The 19,254-nt window shown below is 68.8% G+C and carries 15 protein-coding genes and 1 tRNA gene; 7 read left to right on the plus strand and 9 right to left on the minus strand.

Annotated elements, in window-relative coordinates; translation table 11 throughout:
* The first annotated feature begins 677 nt into the window (after positions 1-677).
* Positions 678-1,139, plus strand: coding sequence for a hypothetical protein (locus ACLHRZ_RS30510; protein ID WP_490421803.1), 462 nt, complete (start codon positions 678-680; stop codon positions 1,137-1,139).
* A gap of 167 nt (positions 1,140-1,306) precedes the next feature.
* Here ACLHRZ_RS30510 and ACLHRZ_RS30515 read toward each other — a convergent pair whose 3' ends face one another.
* Positions 1,307-2,194, minus strand: a complete 888-nt coding sequence (locus ACLHRZ_RS30515) for a DUF5655 domain-containing protein (protein ID WP_490421804.1) — start codon at positions 2,192-2,194, stop codon at positions 1,307-1,309.
* Positions 2,195-2,991: 797 nt separating this feature from the next.
* On the opposite strand from ACLHRZ_RS30515, the gene ACLHRZ_RS30520 reads away from it, so the two are divergent.
* On the plus strand, positions 2,992-3,258 hold the full coding sequence (locus tag ACLHRZ_RS30520) for a helix-turn-helix transcriptional regulator (protein WP_490421805.1): 267 nt from the start codon (positions 2,992-2,994) through the stop codon (positions 3,256-3,258).
* Positions 3,259-3,269: 11 nt separating this feature from the next.
* The gene (locus tag ACLHRZ_RS30525; RefSeq protein WP_490421806.1) at positions 3,270-4,529 is read left to right on the plus strand and encodes a tyrosine-type recombinase/integrase; all 1,260 of its coding nucleotides are present in this window, start codon (positions 3,270-3,272) and stop codon (positions 4,527-4,529) included.
* Positions 4,530-4,589: 60 nt separating this feature from the next.
* Here the strand turns inward: ACLHRZ_RS30525 and ACLHRZ_RS30530 are convergent.
* A tRNA-Pro gene (locus tag ACLHRZ_RS30530) sits at positions 4,590-4,663 on the minus strand.
* Between the two features lie 276 nt (positions 4,664-4,939).
* Here ACLHRZ_RS30530 and ACLHRZ_RS30535 point away from each other — a divergent pair.
* The gene (locus ACLHRZ_RS30535; protein ID WP_490421807.1) at positions 4,940-8,191 is read left to right on the plus strand and encodes an amidohydrolase family protein; all 3,252 of its coding nucleotides are present in this window, start codon (positions 4,940-4,942) and stop codon (positions 8,189-8,191) included.
* Positions 8,192-8,252: 61 nt separating this feature from the next.
* Here ACLHRZ_RS30535 and ACLHRZ_RS30540 read toward each other — a convergent pair whose 3' ends face one another.
* Positions 8,253-9,125, minus strand: coding sequence for a chitosanase (locus tag ACLHRZ_RS30540; RefSeq protein ID WP_490421808.1), 873 nt, complete (start codon positions 9,123-9,125; stop codon positions 8,253-8,255).
* 282 nt (positions 9,126-9,407) lie between these two features.
* Positions 9,408-10,175, minus strand: a complete 768-nt coding sequence (locus tag ACLHRZ_RS30545) for an SDR family oxidoreductase (RefSeq protein ID WP_490421809.1) — start codon at positions 10,173-10,175, stop codon at positions 9,408-9,410.
* Positions 10,176-10,531: 356 nt separating this feature from the next.
* Here ACLHRZ_RS30545 and ACLHRZ_RS30550 point away from each other — a divergent pair, with 356 nt between their 5' ends.
* Entirely contained in the window at positions 10,532-11,209 is a 678-nt protein-coding gene (locus ACLHRZ_RS30550) for a response regulator transcription factor (RefSeq protein ID WP_490421810.1), read from the plus strand.
* Between the two features lie 84 nt (positions 11,210-11,293).
* Here ACLHRZ_RS30550 and ACLHRZ_RS30555 read toward each other — a convergent pair whose 3' ends face one another.
* The gene (locus tag ACLHRZ_RS30555) at positions 11,294-12,001 is read right to left on the minus strand and encodes an SDR family oxidoreductase (RefSeq protein ID WP_490421811.1); all 708 of its coding nucleotides are present in this window, start codon (positions 11,999-12,001) and stop codon (positions 11,294-11,296) included.
* Positions 11,998-12,705 carry a TetR/AcrR family transcriptional regulator gene (locus tag ACLHRZ_RS30560; RefSeq protein ID WP_490421812.1) on the minus strand — a complete coding sequence of 236 codons (708 nt, stop codon included), beginning with the start codon at positions 12,703-12,705 and terminating at the stop codon, positions 11,998-12,000. Before ACLHRZ_RS30560 ends, ACLHRZ_RS30555 begins: the two co-directional genes overlap by 4 nt.
* A 144-nt stretch (positions 12,706-12,849) precedes the next feature.
* Here ACLHRZ_RS30560 and ACLHRZ_RS30565 point away from each other — a divergent pair, with 144 nt between their 5' ends.
* Positions 12,850-14,331 carry a DHA2 family efflux MFS transporter permease subunit gene (locus ACLHRZ_RS30565; protein WP_490421813.1) on the plus strand — a complete coding sequence of 494 codons (1,482 nt, stop codon included), beginning with the start codon at positions 12,850-12,852 and terminating at the stop codon, positions 14,329-14,331.
* A gap of 246 nt (positions 14,332-14,577) precedes the next feature.
* Positions 14,578-15,399 (plus strand): response regulator transcription factor, encoded by an 822-nt coding sequence (locus ACLHRZ_RS30570; RefSeq protein WP_490421829.1) that lies wholly within the window; start codon positions 14,578-14,580, stop codon positions 15,397-15,399.
* 1 nt (position 15,400) lies between these two features.
* On the opposite strand, the gene ACLHRZ_RS30575 is transcribed toward ACLHRZ_RS30570, so the two are convergent.
* The 3 genes from ACLHRZ_RS30575 to ACLHRZ_RS30585 all read right to left on the minus strand — a co-directional run bounded on the left by ACLHRZ_RS30575 (position 15,401) and on the right by ACLHRZ_RS30585 (position 19,220).
* A complete protein-coding gene (locus tag ACLHRZ_RS30575) occupies positions 15,401-16,300 on the minus strand; it encodes an alpha/beta hydrolase (RefSeq protein ID WP_490421814.1) in 900 nt (299 codons plus the stop codon).
* 72 nt (positions 16,301-16,372) lie between these two features.
* Positions 16,373-17,308, minus strand: coding sequence for an SDR family NAD(P)-dependent oxidoreductase (locus ACLHRZ_RS30580; RefSeq protein ID WP_490421815.1), 936 nt, complete (start codon positions 17,306-17,308; stop codon positions 16,373-16,375).
* Positions 17,309-17,318: 10 nt separating this feature from the next.
* Entirely contained in the window at positions 17,319-19,220 is a 1,902-nt protein-coding gene (locus ACLHRZ_RS30585) for an AfsR/SARP family transcriptional regulator (protein ID WP_490421816.1), read from the minus strand.
* Between the last annotated feature and the right edge of the window lie 34 nt (positions 19,221-19,254).

Here is a 19,254-nt window from a genome sequence, read left to right on the forward strand (position 1 = left end):
CGGGAAGGGTGGAGGAACCGCCGGACGGGCACGGGCACCGGCGCCTGTGTATGAGACGCCAACGCGCAGGTGCCGGCCGCATCGGCCGGCACCTGCGCTGCACCCTCGTGTCCACCACCATGGTCAAGCATCAGTAAAGTGACTTTAACAAGAGAAGATATTGTTTAGCAGGCAACAAGGCATTTCTGCCGAGGCCATAACGTGCATGCAGAGCGCTTCAAAATCAGGTTCTGAAAGTTCCGTGACGATGTGGGATTCGCCGCCCGGGGCCACGACCGCGCGTGCTCCCTGGTCTGGCAGGCCGGGCGCGAGGGCCGGTTCGCTGTACCCGGGGCAGGGTGGTGGGCACGGTGAGCCGCGCGTCCGGTGACGAGGGCCCTGCGGAGGCGGCCACGGTCACGCTGGTGCTCGACGAGCGGCAAGTGACGGTGCTAGCCGGCCCCGACGATGACGGCCGACGGGCCGCGAGATGGTGGGCCGGGCCGTCGCGGAACTGTTCTTCCCGGAGTTCCGCAGGCCGACCCGTCACCCGTTCGCCCTAATGCGCTCTAACCAGTGAACTTGGCGGATTTACTGCCTCTTTGGATTTTCGCCGTCGTTGATTGTCGCGTAACCCTACGCAGACGGACCGCAGTTGCCGTCTGCCGTGTCCGCGCCGTTCACGACTCGGAGTCGCCGTGGTTTCCCGCACCATGCTCGTCACCGTCACCGCACTTGCCGCCACAGGTCTGGGCATCGCACAGCCCGCCCTCGCAGCCGCTTCGCCTCAGGAGGGCCCGCACGGGCACCACCACCTGCACGCCACCCGGATGAGCACGACAGAGGCCGCGGTCAACCTCGTCCCCCCTCACATCGCGGGCCTGCACGCGGTCCTGACCGACGCCGACACCAACGAGGCCCTCCAGGGCAAGCTCGTCGTCTTCACCAACACCGCGGGCAGGGAACTGTGCCGAGCGGTCACCGACCCCTACGGCGACGCCGGCTGCTCCGCCCCGCTGGCCCCCAGCGCCAGCACCCTCGACACCGCCCTCAGCGGCTACGACGCTTCCTTCCCGGGCGACAGGCACTACAAGCCCATCAGCTCCCACGGCACTATCACCCTCGACGTCGACGACCTGGCCAAGCAAGAAGCCCGGTGAGCAGCACCCGGTGACGATGATCCGAGGTCAGTGACGAACTGCCCTGTGGGGCCCGGGACACCGGACCTCGCAGGGCAGGGCACAGCCCAGCGCGTACGGAAACCCCGCAGCAACCGCCCTCCCCGAAGAGGCTGACCGCCCCGCCCCCGGCTGGCGGCACAAGCGAGCTACGCGACCGCGTAGCTCAGCCGGAACAGGCCCTCCGCACGTCGCACGTCCTTCTCAGTGCGCAGGCGTATCTCCAGGTTGCCGGTGCCGTGGTGGCCGATGCCGGTGACATCGCGGGTGAAACCCGGGACCAGGTCGATGCCGCGGGGGTCGGTGTGAAGGTAGACGAGGACCTGGTTCTTGTGGCTGTGGGTGACGCAAGCGAAGTTCCGCAACCGCCGGTAGGCCCGGTACTGCTTGCGCTCCACCTGCGTCACGTCGTCACCCAGCCCCGCGAGGAACTCGCCGACGGCGTCCTTCAGCCCGGCCACCGCCCCGTCGGCAGGGACCGCCGGCCTCCCGCCGCCCCGGACCCGGGACAGTGTGCGCGGCCGAGCGCCCGGTGCCGTGGCGGAGGCAAAGGGCTCAAGGGCGAAGAGACTGCGGCCGAAGCAGCGGTAGCGGACCAGGTCGATCGACCGGGACATCTCGCGTATGGCATGGGCGTCGTAGCGGGTGAAGTCCTCGGCGATGCAGACCAGCCTCGGTGCGCTCCAGTTCACCCGGTCCGCGGCCGTCGCCCCGAGCCGGTCTCGGACCAGGTGCTGGAACTCCGCCTTGTGGTCCACCAGCCAGGACAGGTAGTACAGCCCCTGGTTGATCACGCCCGCGTCCCGGCCCCGCTTGTACTCCACGATCACCGGGGCGCCGTTCTCGTCGAGCCCGAGGGAGTCGATGCGCCCGCCGTGCTGGGGGCCGGTGCTGTATTCAGTGGCCAGGAACCGCGCCCCGAGGAAGAGCTCCATGTCCGCCTCGACCAGATCCTGGAGCTCGCGCTCCAGATCCACCGCCCGCGTAGTGATCTCCCGCACGCCGCCGTCGACGTCGAACAACTTCAGCCCTGACACGTTCTGCCCTCTCCTCGTTCCCGTCAGCCACAACGGGCGACGGGAGGGAGATTGTTTCCGCCGGGGCAGTGCGATGCCAACGTTTTTCCGAGCGCGTGCAACATACGTGCAACGGCCGTCGGAAGATCGTGTTTCCCCAGCACATATGCGCAGGTCAGAGGCATGATCGATGAGTTTGGGTCGAGTGCCTTCTAAACGGTTGCTCCATACTCACGCCGACCAGGCCCGGCGGGCCGCCACCTCTCACGGCAAACTCCCGCGCAGTCCGCCTGGCCAACGCTGAACAGTCTCAGTCCCAACACGCTCCATCATCCTCCTCATTTCTGCAACGCCTGAAGAGGAGGCGGGACAGGCCTGCTTCCGCATGAGCAGCACTTCATAACGACTTCATCAAGGAAGCGTGCAACATACGTGCAACAGCCTTCCAGGAAAGCGACCTTGCGAGGGCATCTTCGCAGGCCAATAGCTTGATCCACAGTGTTCGGCCAGGCGCTGCACCGGCGCCTGGCCTGGCCATTTTCGCGAACGTCGCGCACTAGATTTCACAGGGCAAGCACTCTTCCGCGCCAACAGCGGCAATCCGCAGCATCCCTGATCCGTCCTGGCAGCAACAGGTCTCGCTATACGGCAACTTGGGGATGCGTTCTCCGGGAGAGAACTTTCACCAGTACCGGTGGACTTCCCGCCCGCTCATTCCCATGGTGTGTCTCGCCGGAGAACAGCCTCCCGCGCATCCAGCACGGTCCGCTGAACTCCGAGCCGCACCCTGCCCGTTCACTCCCAGCACAAGGCAAGACATGCACCACCCCGAACCACCGCGCATACCCCACCACCCCGAGGCCCCCACCAGCACCACTCCCACCTCGGCCCCTTCCTGGCTCTCCACCGAAGACCTGGCCCGCTTCCTCGAAGTCGATCCCTCCACAGTCCGCCGCTGGCGCACCGCCAGACCCCCGCAAGGCCCGCCGTTCATCCGGCTCTCCGAGCGCGTGGTGATGTACAGCGCCCTCGACGTCCAGCAGTGGCTCACCAGCCGCCGCATCGACCCGGCGCAGGCCGCCTGATGATCCAGCAGATGCCGCCGATCGGCGTGAAGCTGTCGACGGACATCGAGTACCGCGAGGGCTTCCCCAACCCCCATCGTGCCCGCGTGCGGTGGTTCGACCCGCAGTCGCGTGAGCGGCTCTCCCGCTCCCAGATGCTGCCCACTGTCGTCGAGGCCGAGGCGTGGATCGGCCGCATGGAGCGCATCGCCGGGCGCGGCGTGAGCCCGGCGGTGGCGACGATGACGCTCGCCGACTACGGGGAGCTGGAGTGGGGCCTGGCCATGCGGGGCCTGGAGTCCAAGACCATGGACCCCTACGGGGCCGGGTGGCGGCTGCGCGTCGTGCCCACCATCGGGCACCTCCAAGTCCCCACGATCACCCACGGGGTGGTGGACCGCACCGTCCACGCCTGGATCGCGGACGGGCACGGACGCTCCACTGTCAAGAACTCCATCGCGCCCCTGAACCGCGTCATGGAGCAGGCGCTCCGCGACGGCATCATCGACGCCAACCCCGCCCGGGTCACCGGCTGGCAGCAGACCTACAAACAGGCCGAGGACGAACTCGACGACCCGCGCTCCCTCGCCCTGCGCGACTGGGCCGCCCTCGACGCCCTCGCCGAAGCACTCGTCGACAGTTCAGCCGACCGCTACCGGGGCTGGGGCGACGTCGTCCGCTTCGCCGCCTGCACCGCCGCCCGCATCGGCGAGGTCTCCGGCGTCCGCGTCCAGGACATCGACCCACACGCCTGGACCTGGGACTGCTGCCGCCAGACCACCCCCGGACCCGGCGGCCTCCTCGACAAAGGAACCAAGGGCAAGCACCGCCGCACCATCCCCCTCATCCCCGAGATCCAGCCCCTCGTCCAGGCCCGCCTCGCCGCCGTCGGCCACAACCCCATGGCCCGCCTCTTCACCGGCCCCCGCGGCGGCCGCATCACCACCGCCATCCTGCGCGACGCCACCCACTGGAACACCGTCGTCGTCCGCCTCGGCTACGAGCATCTGCGGCGGCACGCACTCCGCCACACCGGGCTCACATGGATGGCCGACGCCGGCATCCCCCTCCACGTCCTCCGCAAGATCGCCGGACACGGATCCATCCTCACCACCCAGCGCTACCTCCACCCCGACCACCAGGCAATCCACCTGGCCGGCACCGCCCTCAGCAACTACCTCACCGAAGGCCGCCCGATCCCCGAGCACCCCGCAGGTCCCACCGAAAGCCCCACTGGTCCCAAACTGGTCCCAGAGCCCACCCGCGTCCGCCACCTACGACTCGTCAGATGATCACATGCGAAAAGCCTCTGACCTGCGGTTTCCCGCTAGTCAGAGGCTTCGCTTACCGTGTCGGGACGGCGGGATTTGAACCCACGACCCCTTGACCCCCAGTCAAGTGCGCTACCAAACTGCGCCACGTCCCGGTGCTTGTCCGACCTGGGCTTTCGCCCCTGCCGACCGCGCACGAGAACAATACCGCACTTCAGGCGGTGGTCGCGCACCGTTTCCGGACGGGGCCGCCGGTGCCGGGCCGCGGACGGAGGGCCTCGGCCTCAACCCCGCCACATTCGAGCATGCGTTCGAACACCCCGCGATCAACCGCCCATGATCAACCACCTCCGCGGTGTTGACCTTGGGCCAGTCCCTCATGCCACCATCAGGGGTTCACCGTTCGCAACTCCCCTGCCGCAGGAGGACTGTTGGACACCACCGGCCCCACGGGCACCGAGCCGTCCCCCCTTTCCCGGCGCAGATTTCTGCAGGCCGCCGCCGGGACCGCCGCGGTGGCCGGTGCCGCTGCCGCCCTCCCCACGGACGCGGTCGCGGCGGTCGCCGACGCCCCGGCCGCCACCACGGGCACCACGGCCACCACCCCCGCCCTCTCCTTCACCGCCGCCACCAACGGCTCCGCCTCCCTCGCCCCCTCCGGCGACCGGCTGATCGCCGAGGTGCAGAACGTCCTGTGGTCCATCCCCCGCAAGGGCGGCGACGCCGTCGCCGTCACCCCGCCCGACCTGGAGCCCACCCGGCCGGTGCACTCCCCGGACGGGCGGCGGCTCGCGGTCTGCGCGTACCGGGGCGGCGGGTTCCACATCTGGACGCTGCGGCCCGACGGGTCGGGCCTGCACCAGCTCACCGACGGGCCCTGGGACGACCGCGGCCCGTCCTGGTCGCCGGACGGCACCCGCATCGCCTTCGCCTCGGAGCGCGCGGGCGACCCGGTCACGGGCAGCCCGTACCGGATCTGGACCGTGGACGTCCGCAGCGGTGCGCTCCACCAGGTCACCGGTCTGTCCGGGCAGGAGGGCCCGGGGCAGGACGGCGCCTGGGAGGACTTCGACCCCGTCTGGTCGCCGGACGGCAAGCGGCTGTGGTTCGTGCGGGGCAAGGTCGCGGCCGGGAGCGGACTCGACGCGCGCACGGTGGCGTCCGTGCCGGCCGACGGCGCGGGGCCGGTGCGTACCGAGCACGCCGACGGGACGACCGCCGCCCAGCTGATGACGCCGGCCCTGTCCCCCGCCGGGCGGCTGGCCTACCTGCGGACCACCCCCGCGCCCGCCGCCTCCTGCACGCTGGTGGTGGACGGGGAGGCCGTGCCGCTGGACGGGGACCTGGAGCCCGTTCCCCCGCGCTGGATCTCGCGCGACGAGCTGCTGGTCACTGTCAGCGGGCAGTTCACCGTCCTCCGGCCGTCGGCACCGGCGACCGAAGACCGCACCACGATCCCCTTCACCGCCAAGCTGCCCGTCGACCGGCCGCGTTACAAGGTCAAGCAGTACGACGTCGCCACGAGCGGCGTGAGCCGGGTCCGTTCCGTGCATCTGCCCGCGCTGTCCCCGGACGCCCGGCAGGTGGCCTTCGCCGCGCTCAATGCGCTCTGGGTCGCGGACATTTCGGACGGCAAGGCGGCCGTCCGGCCCCGCAAGATCGTGCAGGCCGACCCCACCCGCTACATCCTCGAACCCTCCTGGTCGCGCGACGGCAAGTCGCTGATCTACGCCGACGACCGTGACGGACTGCTCGCCGCCCGCCGCCGTGACCTGGCCTCCGGTACCGAGACCGCCCTGGCGGGCGGCGGACGCGTCCACCCCGCGCTCTCGCCGGACGGCGCCCGGCTGGCGTGCCTGGACCTCTCCGGCAACCTGATCGTCCGCGACCTGGCGGCCGGTACGGAGCGGGTGCTCGCGGCGCCGATGGGTGCCGGCGGGCTCCCGGGGCGGCCGAGCTGGTCGCCGGACGGGCGCTACGTGGCGCTGTGCGACCGCAACCGGCTCAACCAGCGCTTCCGCGAGGGCTACAACCTGATCAGGGTCGTCGACACCACGACCGGCACCGCCCGGCTGCACGCGGTCGCCCCGCACGCCTCGGTCTCCGACCGCTACGACTCCGGGCCCGTCTGGTCCCCCGACGGCCGCTCGATGGCGGTGATCGTCGAGTCGGCACTGTGGCTGCTGCCCGTGCGCCCCGACGGCACCCCGGACGGTGCGCCGCGCCGGCTGACGGACGAGGCCGCCGACCATCCCTCCTGGTCCGCGGACTCCCGGAAGATCCTCTACCTGTCGGCCGGGCGGCTGCGGCTGCTCGACACCGCCGACGGATCCGCCCGCACGCTCCCCGTCAGGCTCGACTACCGGCGGCCCGCCCCCGCCGACACGGTCGTGCACGCCGGGCGGCTCTGGGACGGCACGGGCACGGCGGTGCGCGAGGACGTCGACCTGGTGATCCGCAACGGCCGCATCGCCGCCGTCGAACCGCACCGGGCGCGCCGGGCCGCCGTGCGTACGGTCGACGCGTCCGGGCAGACGGTGATCCCGGGGCTCTGGGACGCGCACACCCACCCCTGGCAGTACACCTACGGCGGCCGCCAGACCGCGCTGCAGCTGGCGTACGGCATCACCACGGCCGTCTCGCTCGGCGGCTTCGCCTACGAGCAGGCCCGCATCCGCGAGGCGGTGGCCGCCGGGGCGCTGGCGGGGCCGCGGCTGCTGGCCACGGGCGAGCTGCTGGACGGTCCGCGCGTCGCGTACAGCATGGGCCGCGCGCACCGCACCCGCGAGGGGCTGCGCCGGTCGCTGTCCCGTGCGACGGCGCTGGACTGGGACTTCGTGAAGACCTATGTGCGCGCCCCGGGCTGGATCATGGAGGAGGCGGCGCGGTTCGCGCACGAGCGGCTGCGGGTGCGCAGCGGCGGTCATCTGTGCACGCCGGGTGTGCAGCTGGGCCAGGATCTGACGACCCATCTGCAGGCCACGCAGCGGCTGGAGTTCGGGCACGCCACGACGGCAACAGGTCGCTCGTACGAGGACCTGGTGAACATCTACACCGCCCGCGGCGTGGACTTCCACATGATCGCGACCATCTTCACCTCGGTGCCGCTGGTGGGCAGCGACCCGGCGCTCGCGGAGGATCCGCGGGTGACGCAGCTGATGCCGCCGTGGGACGTCGACCTGGTGCGGAAGACGGCGGGCCGGGCGCCCACGGAGGACGAACTGGGCGCGCTGAGCCGGGAGATCGACGTCTACCGCCGGGTCCTGGCCGAGGGCGGGATCGTCGCCCTGGGCACGGACGCCCCGCTGGTGCCCGTCGGTCTCTCGCTGCACATGGGGCTGCGCGCCCTGCACCGCTACGGCCTGTCGCCGGCCCAGGCGCTGAGCACGGCGACGGTGCTGGCGGCACGGGCGTACGGTGCGGAACGGGACCTGGGCACGCTGGAGGCGGGCAAGCTCGCCGATGCCACGATGGTCGACGGCGATCCGTTCGAGGACTTCGACGTGCTCGTGCGGACGCCGTCGGTGCTGCGCGGCGGAGTGCTCTACGAGCAGCGGGAGTTGGTCGAGGCGTACGAGCACGCGGCGGCTCCGGCGGCGCGGCAGCCGCATCCGCACGGCGGCTGGGCGGCGGTGGGGCGCCAGTTGCGCCGGGATTCGTGCTGCGACATGGAGTTGCACTGACGCTCGCATGAGGACCGCCCGCCTGCGCAATGCGCGGGCGGGCGGCCGGTCGTGCGGTCCGTCACTCCTTGATCTCGTACGAGTCGCCGTACACCTTCCACTTCAGCGGCGGCTTGAGGTCGAAGTTGCCGTTGTCGAGGAAGACGCGCTGCGCGGTGTCGACACGGCTGGTGTCGCTGTGCGCCTCCTCGTGCTTCATGGCCGTCTTGCGGGCGTCGAGGAAGGCGTTGAGGTAGGTCTTCTCGTCGCCGCCCTGGGCCGGGGGCTTGGCCTTGGCCAGGGCGTGCTTGCGGATGTCGCCGAAGCTGTCCTTGCTGTTGCCGGGGCCGTGCATGACGATCGCGTCGTAGTAGGCGAACTGGCCGAGCGTGCGCAGGCCGTCCTTCCTGGCCTGGTCGACGGCGGGGCCGAAGTAGACGCGGTCGCGCTCGGCCTCCTGGCAGTCCCGGAAGGTCTTGTCCTCGAGGGCGGCCTTCTTCCAGGCGGCCTTGTAGGCGCTGCCCAGGCCGGCGGTGGAGTCGCTGCCGTTGACCTTGCGGAGGGCGGGGAGGTACTTGGCGAGCGGGTTGTCGGGCTTCTGCTTGGTGTAGCGCTCGACGAGTTCGAGCATGTCGCCGGTGCCCGAGGTGAAGCCGATGATGCCGCCGGTGAAGCCGCGGCCGTCGTCGATGTCGTCGATGTACTTGAACTGGTCGCGCCACTTGAGCGAGGAGTTCTCCGCGCTGGACACCAGCTGCATGGCGATGTCCTTCTCGTGCGGGTCGTCGAGCCCGGCGCCCTGGGCGCGTATCAGGGCGGTGGCGGAGGCGTCCTGGAGCCCGTGCTCCGCCGCGGCCGCCTGCCCCACGCCGCCGAGGGCGAGGGAGGCGGGAAGGACGATGGCGGCACCGATCAGGGCGATGGGGGTGGTCTTCTTCCACGTGCTCGCGAGCATGCGGATCTCCGTTTCCCGGTGGCTTGTTAGGAAAGTTTCCTAACCGTTGCCGGGCATTGAAACGGAAGGCCCGCGAACGTGACAAGAGGTGTCAGGGGTCACCCATGAGAACGCGCCACTCCCGACACCCCTCCCCGCACCCCGCCCCTACGCCCGGAGAACGACCTCGGCCTCGCCCGCCGCGGCCGCACTGCAGGCCGGCTGAACACACAGACCCCTCGGCGCCATGCGGATGTCCGGCCGGATCCGCACCATGGCACCCAGTCGGACGATCGGCGGCTCTCAGCGGAGCAGCGTGCCCCCGGTGGCATCGATGAACGATCCCGTGATCCAGCGAGAGTCGTCGGACGCCATGAAGGCCACGATGTCGGCAATATCGGAAACCCCACCGACTCGCTCGAATACCGACAGCCGGGACATCTCCTCCAGGGCCTCCGCGTCGTCGAAGACCGGGTCGCCGTTGTCGGTCACCCCAGGGGCAACGGTGTTAATGGTGATTCCCTTGGCAGCAAGGCAGGGAGCCATGTGCAGAGTAATCTGCTCCATCGCACCTTTGCTCATCGCATAGCTGATCTGCGCCGGGAAGGCGGAACGTGTCATACCGGAAGAAATATTAACGATCCGCCCGCCTCTGGACATCAAGACCATGGCGCGCTGCACGACAAGGAACGGCACCTTCGCATTCACTGCATAATACCGATCGAGCATCTCCTCCGTGACATCGTCGGGAGCAACACCGCCGAACCCCGTCTGTGCTGCATTGTTGACGAGTATGTCCAACGTGGTCTCGCCCGCCCGGACTTCGAGCCCTTCTTTCAGTTTGTTCATCAGCTCGTCGACGGAACCCGTCCCACCGAGCCGGGCACACACGGCGAATGAACGCCCGCCCTCCTCCTCGATCGACCTCACGGTTTCCTGCGCCGCGGAGGCATCGGTCGCATAGTGCACCGCGACGAGCGCACCGTCACGGGCCAGCCTCTGCGCAATACCGCGCCCTATCCCCCGGCTGGCCCCGGTGACGAGCGCCGTCCTGTTCTGCAACTTGGCCATACAACTCCCTTTCAGGGTGAGCGCGGAACCCGGGCCGACCGCTTCATTATGCGCAGTCCGCCGCCGGCATCGAGCAGGCCAAGTACAGGAAATCTACAGAAGATTGCCAAGCGCGGACGATGCCCGGGGCTTCACTCAGGAGCACCGGGACACAACGCCCCGTCACCACATCGCCGTAACTGATCAGCATCCCGCCCACTGCACACTTCCGGCAGCCTTCCGTCAACATTTTGGGCAATCTGAGCCAGGATCAGCACACGAGTTCATTAAACTTTCAGCTGCTCCGAAGACCCCATCGCCAAGGCCCGTTCGCATCAGTCACCATCCAGCGTCACAACCCACATCGAGGGGGATTCATGCCTCGCCTGACCATTCTCGTCGCCGGTGAGACTGCTCTGCTACGCGATGCGCTTGCGGAGTTACTGCATTCCCAGGCAGACATGTCCGTCCTGGCACAGGCCGCCAATGAGCACGACTTGGTGCACAGGACCGCGGCCCTGCATCCGCACGTGGTCGTCCTGGAGCCCTGGGCCATGGACAATGCCTTGGTGCGCACAATGCAATCGCTGCACCGTCTGTCTCCGAGGCCGGCTGTGGTCGCGTTGTCGGTGCGCCACTCGATGGCCGACCGCCGCGCCTTGGAAGCTGCCGGACTGCACACCTACCTGCCCCGGGGCGCCGACCTGGACGAGTTGCTGTCCACGGTGCGCACGCTCGCCCCTCCGGCAGTACGGAATGCCGTCAGGAGCCCTTCACCCGCACTCACCCGCCGCGAGACGGAGGTATTGCGCGGTGTGGCGTCGGCCATGACCAACCAGCAGATCGGTCACAGCCTGGGCATCACCACCGGTACGGTCAAACGGCATCTGCACGCCGCCTTCCGGAAGCTGGGAGCTGTGTCCCGGCTGGACGCGGTGACCCAAGCGCTCGCCGCCGGCTTGATCGCACCACCGATGTCCGGGCTGCCGAACAGCACAGCATCGGCAGAACAGGCGCCCCGTCGTGATCGGTCCGGCCCTCTGGCCCCATGCTGATACCGGGCAGTCGCCGCGTACCCCATGCGTGACTCCGACGGGTACGCCCACGGCACCGGCCCGCTCCGAGGGGCAGCCGGCAGTTCACCAGGGGACCGGGCCGGCATTCCCGAAGAATCCACCCGTCGGGCGTTCTCCGCCCGCCAACGCCGTGCGGACGATCACCTCGGCACCTTCGGTGACAGATTGAACACCCGTGTGTCCGTTCAGATCGGTGGCGGTCCAGCCCGGGTCCACGGCGTTGAACACAATTCCGGGAAACGCCTTCGCATACTGGGCGGTCAGCATGTTGAGGGCAGCCTTGGAAGAGTTGTACGCCAGGCTCGGATAGTAGACGGGCAGCAGCGGGACATACTGCTCGGGATCTTGGGCGATGGCCAACGACCCCAGGCCGCTGCTCACGTTCACAACGGCAGGAGCGCTACTCGCCCGGAGGAGCGGCAGAAACGCCTGAGTGACACGCACGACCCCGAAGAGGTTGGTCTCGTACACCGTCCGGACGTCGTCGACCGTCATTTCCGAGGCTTCCTTGAGAGGCCCGGTGATCCCTGCATTGTTGACCAGGACATCGAGGCAACCAGCCTGTTCCCGCAACGAAGCCGCCGCTGCCGCGACCGACTCGTCACCGGTCACATCGAGTTCGAGACACTGCGCACCGATCCGCTCCGCAGCCACTCGGCCGCGGTCGGGGTCACGTGCGCCGAGGTAGACGGTGTGACCCGCCTCGACAAGACGTCGGGCGGTCTCCAGCCCCAAACCCTTGTTCGCGCCGGTGACGAGCGTTGTCATCATGACGTGCCACCCGTGCCGGACGACGCCGCGTCGGAGGCCCGCGCCTTCGGGGCCGGCGAGGCGTAGGCGTACAGGAAGGTGTCGGTGGCAGCCTTTGCCACAGCGCGCAGTTCAGCGGCGGGAACGCGGCGTGTACCCAGCCTGGAGCGCAGCTCCATCGGCCCCGTCAGCAACGCGAGGAACTGCTCACTCGCCAGTTCAGGGTCGCTCGCACGCAGTTGGCCGGAGAGCACGAGGCGGGCCAGGCGGTCGGCGAGCGTTTCACTCACACGTTGCGCACCGCTCCGCTGAATGTCCCTCAAGAGGTCCGGAAACCGGGGTCCTTCGGCATGGAGCAGGCATCGCAGCGCCTGGGATTCTTCGTCGCAATGGCTCCGCAGCAGGCGGTAGCCCGTTTCCTCCAGCATGGCGCGTATCCCGCCCTCGGGGTCACGCAACCGGTCGAGTGCTGCGAGTTCGCTGACGACCGTGCGCCCGACGGCAGCCAGCATCGCCTCGCGGAACAGCGTCTCCTTGTCGCCGAGGTGGTTGTAGAGGGTGGGCTTGGCCACGCCCGCCTCGGCTGCGATCTCCCTTACGCAGGACTGCCCGTATCCCTCACGGGCGAAGGTCCGGAAGGCGGATTCGAGGATCGCCTGCCGCTTGTCGATGCGCCCGCGCGCCCCGCCGCGCCTGCTCGCTTCTGACGTCTTGGCTCCGTTCACCCCGGCATCGTACCGCCACAGCACTTGATTGAACCGATCAGTTCAACTGGGCACCCAACAAGGTTGAGCCTGCACCGACTTGACCAGTAGACTGAACCGGTCGGTTCAAAGATCTTTACTAGGCGCTCAACGGTTAGGAAAGACATGTCTCAAGCCAGAGATGACCGCCTGGATGCCGCCCTCTTACGGCTGATCGGTGTCACCCTGCTCGGCGGGATCATGGGGATCCTGGACAGCACCATGGTCACCGTCGCGGCCGACTCCCTCGCCGACGAGTTCGGCACGTCGCTGAGCTCGATCAGTTGGGCCTCGACCGGCTATCTGCTCGCACTGACCGTGACCATCCCGATCACCAGCTGGGCCGTCAGGCGGTACGGCGTGAAGAGACTGTGGCTCTTCGGCCTTGCGCTGTTCCTCGTGGGCTCGATCTCCTCCGCGCTCGCCTGGAACGTGACCAGCCTGATCGGCTTCCGGATCGTCCAGGGCATCGGGGCGGGGGTCGTCGACCCACTGGTCCTGGTGATCCTGGCCCGCGCCGCAGGACCCAGCAGAGCTGGACGCGTCATGGGCATGATGGGCGTCGTACTGTCCCTGGGCCCGGTACTCGGACCGGTGCTGGGCGGCATCGTGCTCGAATCCCTGGGCTGGCGTTGGATGTTCTACATCAACCTGCCCATCGGTATCGTCGCCGTCCTGCTCGCGCTGCGGGTCGTCCCGGCCGATCCGCCGGAGGCACGAGGGCCGGGAGCTCGTCTCGACATCGTCGGTGCCGTGCTGATGGCACCCGGCTTCGCGGCGATCGTGCTGGCCCTGACCGAGGCCGGCCAGCACGCCGGCTTCGGCGCGCCCTCCGTGCTGATCCCGTTGGCCGCCGGGCTCGCGCTGCTTGCCGGGTACGTGATCCACGCGCTGCACGCCCGGGAGACCGAACCATTGATCGACGTCCGGCTCTTCGCCAGTCGCAGCTTCGCCGCGAGTGTCGTCGTGCAGGGGCTGGTGGGGCTCGGCACCTATGCGGGCTTGTTCGCACTGCCGCTGTACTACCAGGTGGTGCACGGACACGGCGCCCGCGCAGCCGGCCTCCTGGTGGCCCCACTGGGCATCGGATCGGCACTCGCCATGCCTCTCGCCGGGCGACTCAGCGACCGGTTCGGGGCACGCAGTCTGGTGGGCGGCGGAGCGGCTCTCACAGCTCTCGGAGCAGTCGTCCTCACCCGGCTCGGTGCGAGCGACAGTGAGGCGTGGTCGGCGATGGCCGCGCTCGCCATCGGCTTGGGGCTCGGCGCCGTGGGCGCACCCACCATGGGATCGCTGTACCGGACGCTGCCGCCCGAGAAGGTACCGCAGGGCAGCTCCGTCCTCTACAACCTCAATCAGCTCGGCGGAGCGCTCGGCGTGGCCTGCGTCGCCCTGATCCTCGCAGCAGTCGGCACGGACAAGGGCTCCGGTGGGACCGGCGGGTTCCAGGACGCCTATTGGTTCGTCTTCGCGGTGGGTCTGGTCATTCTGGCCGCCACTCCGCTTCTTCCCGGTCGCCCCAGGACTGCGCCCGCAGAGCAGCAGGATGACGGTGACCGGCAGGAGGAGCATGCGCTCGCCGAGGGAGGCGGTCCCGTCGGTGCATGAGACCGTTACGGTCTGAGCCGAATCGCTTGTGGACAGCCGCACAAGCGGCATGACAGGGCCGGGGCCGCGCCGAGCGCGGACCCGGCTCTTGCATGCGGGCAAGCGGGTGGCAGCCAGATGGACGACATCAACTTTGGTGATATATACATCGACCTTCAGGGCTGCGCATGCAACGCTTCCATAGGCAGCGCAAAAGGGCTCGGACGGGGGGGCCTTGCACTCCTTCGCCTATACGCGCGGCAACACATGCCGTCGTGGTCACAGAGCACCTGCACCACTACTGCCGTGACCCATGCACCCGGCCACAGGGGAGAGCAAGTGCAGACATCCACACCGGTCGCGTTACCGCTTCTGCCGTCGCTGCCCCGGCAGCAAGGCAGCGTGCCGGGCAGGTCATGGCGCATACTCGTGGTCGACAGTGACGAAGTCTCCGCGCATGACTTGAGCCGACAGCTTCAACGGCACAGACACGATGCCCGAGCCGTCACTTCCGGAGCAGCAGCTCTCCGCGAGCACGCCGACGCCGACGTCGTACTCCTCAACCTCGACCTCCCGGACGTCGACGGACTGGAGGTGTGCCGTTCCATTGCAACTGCGCGGAACACTCCCACCCTCGCGATCACTGCCAACGGGAGCGAACTCGACTGTGTCCTGGCTCTCCAGGCGGGCGCCGACGACTATCTGGTCGAGCCGTACGGGTTGCGTGAGTTGCTGGCCCGGGTCGACGCCGTGATGCGTCGCGCCCGCCCCGACGCCGCGCTCCCTGCCCGTGCGGACCTGGGCCCGTTGATCATCGACCAGGCCACGCGCACCGTACTGCTGCACGGCCACGCCCTGTCGCTCACGCGCAAGGAATTCGACCTGCTCCAGCTCCTGGCTTCCCTGCCGGGAGAGGTGGTCACCCGGCGACGCATCCTCCAGCAGATCTGGCACGACACCGACATCAGCCGCAGCCGGACGATCGACACTCACGTCAACAGCCTGCGTCGCAAGCTCGGTTCGTCCGACTGGATCATCGCGGTCCGAGGTATCGGGTTCCGTCTGGGTGACGGGGCAAGTGCTGCGTGACTCACTCCCGGCCCGAATCCTGACGGACCAAGCACTCCTCCAGGAAAGAGAGGACGCGATGGTGGTAGCTTCGGGCGACCCGGCCGAGGCTGATGTTGTGGCCCGCACGTGCCTGGTGATCGATGCGCACCAGGGGCGAGGCAGTGAGACGTCCGGCCATGGCACTCACCGTCTGCGCATCACACCGCCACCAGCGTTCATGCTCTGCGTAGGTGAAGCGCACCGGAACTCGCACGGCACGCGCCACCTCCTCGAACCTGCTCGGCCAGTTCACCGCCTCCGCCAACTCCCCGAAGGGGACCGGCGCCACCAGTTCCTCGGCGAACCGGAAAGTCCGGGGCGGATAGAGGGAGAGAGGACCCCAGTGCAGCCCGCGAGCGCGCAGCCCGTCCGCTCCCGTCAGCAGCGCCGGATCTGCGGCCCAGCGGTCGCTGAGCCCGGAAACATCCACTCCCAGCAGGTGGTCGGCCGACCAGTCGGCCGCAGTGCAGAGCGCAACCTTTCCACCCAGCGAGTGCCCCACCATGAAGAACCCCGCTCCTACCGGAAGGCGGCGCGCATAGTCGGTCAACACCGCACGGACCCGGGCCGCTTGTCCAGCGAGCCCCATCCCCTCCGGTACCGCCGGCGCCGAAAGCCCGTAACCAGGTCTGTCCAGAGCAAGCGCAGCGTAACCACAGGACGCAGCCAGCGTCAGCAATGAGGTGGCCGGGTCCGCCTGCCCGTGGAAATATCCGGCGCGCATGCCTCCGCCGTGAAGCGCCACCACCACGGCTCGGGGCGGAACAGCCTCCGGCAGGGCCAGGAACCCCGAGAGGACCAGGCCGCCCGCATCGAACTCGGTTCTGCGGACAGGACCACCGGCCGGGGGCGAAGAGAGGCGCAAGAGGGGAACCTCCACGTCGTCAAGTAGGCAGAAAGGCTTCCGAGTACGGGATGGACCGGCCGTACCGGGACGGCCGGTCCGCTCCGTTCAGTGGGAGAGCAGCACCCGGGTCCGTTCATCGAGCCTGCGGGCAGCACGCACGTCGAAGGACCTGTCCTCCAGACTCATCCGGCGTCCCTCCACGAATGCGCTCAACGCTTCAGCCGGAGGCGCGTACAGTTTTTCGACGATGGGTGCGATACCTGCTTCCACTGGTTTGGCCGTGCGCTTCATCGCCTCGATGTGACGCCTCGTCTCCGCGTCATACTCTCCGGAGAAGCTGGTGGACACACTGCCCGGATTGAACAGCACGTACCGGGTACGGCCCGATCCGTACTTGTCCGCGAAGGCCACGCCCAGCAGGTCGTTCGCCTTGCCGCCCTGCATCTGCGCAGCCAGACCGTGGTACTCCCGGGTGAACTCCAGGTCCTGCCAGTTGATTTCACCCATCGGCGACCCGGGACCCGCGACGTTCATGATGACCGGCTCCTCGGCCTTCTCCAGCAGCGCCCGCAGGCCGTGGCCGAGCAGGTACCGGCTCAGGTAGAAGAGCGCGAAGGTGGCCTCCCGACCTTCCACGGTCTCCCGTCGCTGCGAGAGGTAGTGGCGCGCGCACAGCACCAGGCCGTCCACGGAAGGAAAGTTGTCCGTGACCCACCGAACGACCCTCTCGTTCTCGCTGATCAGGCCCAGGTCCGCGCGGATGAACGAAGCCCGTTCCACTGCACCCGATTCATCCGCGGCAGCGAGGAAGGACTCTCCCTTCTGCTCGTCACGCCCGATGACCACGACGGCATCCCCGCGCTTCAGGCAGGCGAGTGCGATGGCCCTGCCCATCCCGTCGGTGCCGCCCTGGACCACGAAGTGCTTCATGTTGTTCTCCTCGCTCCGACCGTTCAACACGGCGCTGCCGACGTAGGGTTGCCCCACCAGCCGGGCCTGCGCACAACCCACGCAAACAATTACCTGAACCGATCGGTTCATGTCGAGCGCATCAACAGGTCAGCGCTGCACTCCTGCCGGCGCGGCCGGCGGACGGGAGGTCGGCCTGTGCATCCGCTGCGACGGCCGGGAGCGGCATGCACGGGGAGGACGGAGCGTGCTCGGCGAGCACTCGCCGGGACAGTTCCGGAACGGTGAAGGCCGATCCCTTGCGGCATGTGTGCAGCTCGAGGAAGCCGGCCACCACCAGCGATTCGACCAAGCGGCCGAACTCCCCGGAGAACCGGCCGGAGCGCTCCATGGCCTGCAGCAGTTCCTGCTCGAGCACCGGCCTCGGCAGCCGGCTCAGGAAGGCGAGCAGTTCGCGTTCCGCCTCCGGCAGCCGGAGGTGCGCCTGCACGAGACGGGCGAGAAGATCGCTCCACGGCCCCCGGAGAACCGCCAGCCGCTGGGCGTCCTGACGCGCCCGGCCCAGCAGATTGCCCACCAGCAGGTCCGAACGAGCCGAGAGACGCTCTCCCAGAGCCCGAACGGCCAGCGGAAGCCCGTCGTACAGCCGCACCAGCTCCTCGGCGGCGCGACGCTCCCGTCCGAGCCGTTCCGCTCCGGCAATACGCTCGAGCAGTGCCACCCCTTCGTCCTTGCTCATCCCCTGCAGGGGGATACGGGTGACGGCCCCGGGCAGCCCCTCGAGGCGCCGGCGAGAAGTGATCACCACCGAACAGTCGGGGCTGCTGGGCAACAGCGGCAGCACCTGTTCGGGGCCGTGAGCGTCGTCGAGCACCACCAGCATGCGACGTTCTGCCGTCCAGCTGCGGAACAGCCTGGCCAGGTCCTCGACGGCCTCCGGCAGCCGATGCCCGGAGTGACCCGAGGACATGAGCAGGGAGGCCAGCGCGTCCCGAGCGGACACAGGAGTGCCGTCGGACCGGTGCAAGGTGGCGAAGAGCTGACCGCCGGGGAAATGCGCCCGCAGCCGATGCGCCGCCTCGACGGCCGTCACGGTCTTCCCGGATCCGACACCGCCTGACACCACCGCGATACGGACGGACGGACCGTCCGCATCACCGCCCGCCGGGCGGGCCGCGGTGACGATCACCTTCAGTTCCTCCTGCCGACCGGTGAAGTCGCTTATCGCCGGCGGAAGTTCTGCCGGAGCGGCCAGGTGAACCGCCTCGTCGACGGGAGCCGCGGATCGGTGCTCGGGCGGCAGGACATCCTCCAGAATGCCCTGCTGCAGTCCTTTCACCTTCGCCGAGGGCTCCAGGCCGAGCTGGTCGACCATGGTCGCGCGGAGCCGCCGGTAGGCGTCGAGCGCCACCTGCCGGTACCCCGAGCGCGCTGCGGCGCGCATGAGCTGGCCTGCGATCACCTCATTGAGCGGATGGTCGATGGCCAAGCCCCTCAGCTCACTGAGCAGTTCCCGGTGCCTGCCCAGCGCCATATCGGCCTCGATGCGCTGTTCCAGGGCGCTCATCCTGAGGTCTTCCAGCCTGGCCCGCTGGGCCGAGAGCAACACGCCGGCTTCCGTTCCCGAGAAGGCCTGTCCCCGCCACAACGCGAGCGCCTCGCGATAGGCGCCGGAGGCGGCCTCGGGGCACCCCCCGCTCAGTGCCGCCCTCCCTGCAGTACACAGCTCCTCGAAACGCCACAGGTCCAGCTGTCCTTTGTCGACACGGATCCGGTAGCCGCGCTGCGCCGTTTCCACCCCTGCCCCGTCCCGGGCACCGTCCCGCAGAGCTTTCCGCACGTGGTAGACGTGCGTCTGGACAGTCTTCCGGGCAAGCTTCGGGGGACTGTCGCCCCAGAGCTCCTCCACCAGGCTCTCCATGGAAACCATCCGATTGGCATGGACGAGCAACAGTGACAGCACCTGACGGCTCATGGGATAGGCGGGCCCGCACGGTCCGCGATCCCCGCAGACTTCCATCGGGCCGAGAATGGCGAAATACATGGACTCCCCCGTTGGACACGATGTTTGCTGCCAT

It is taken from the genome of Streptomyces sp. AM25 (assembly GCF_058146165.1).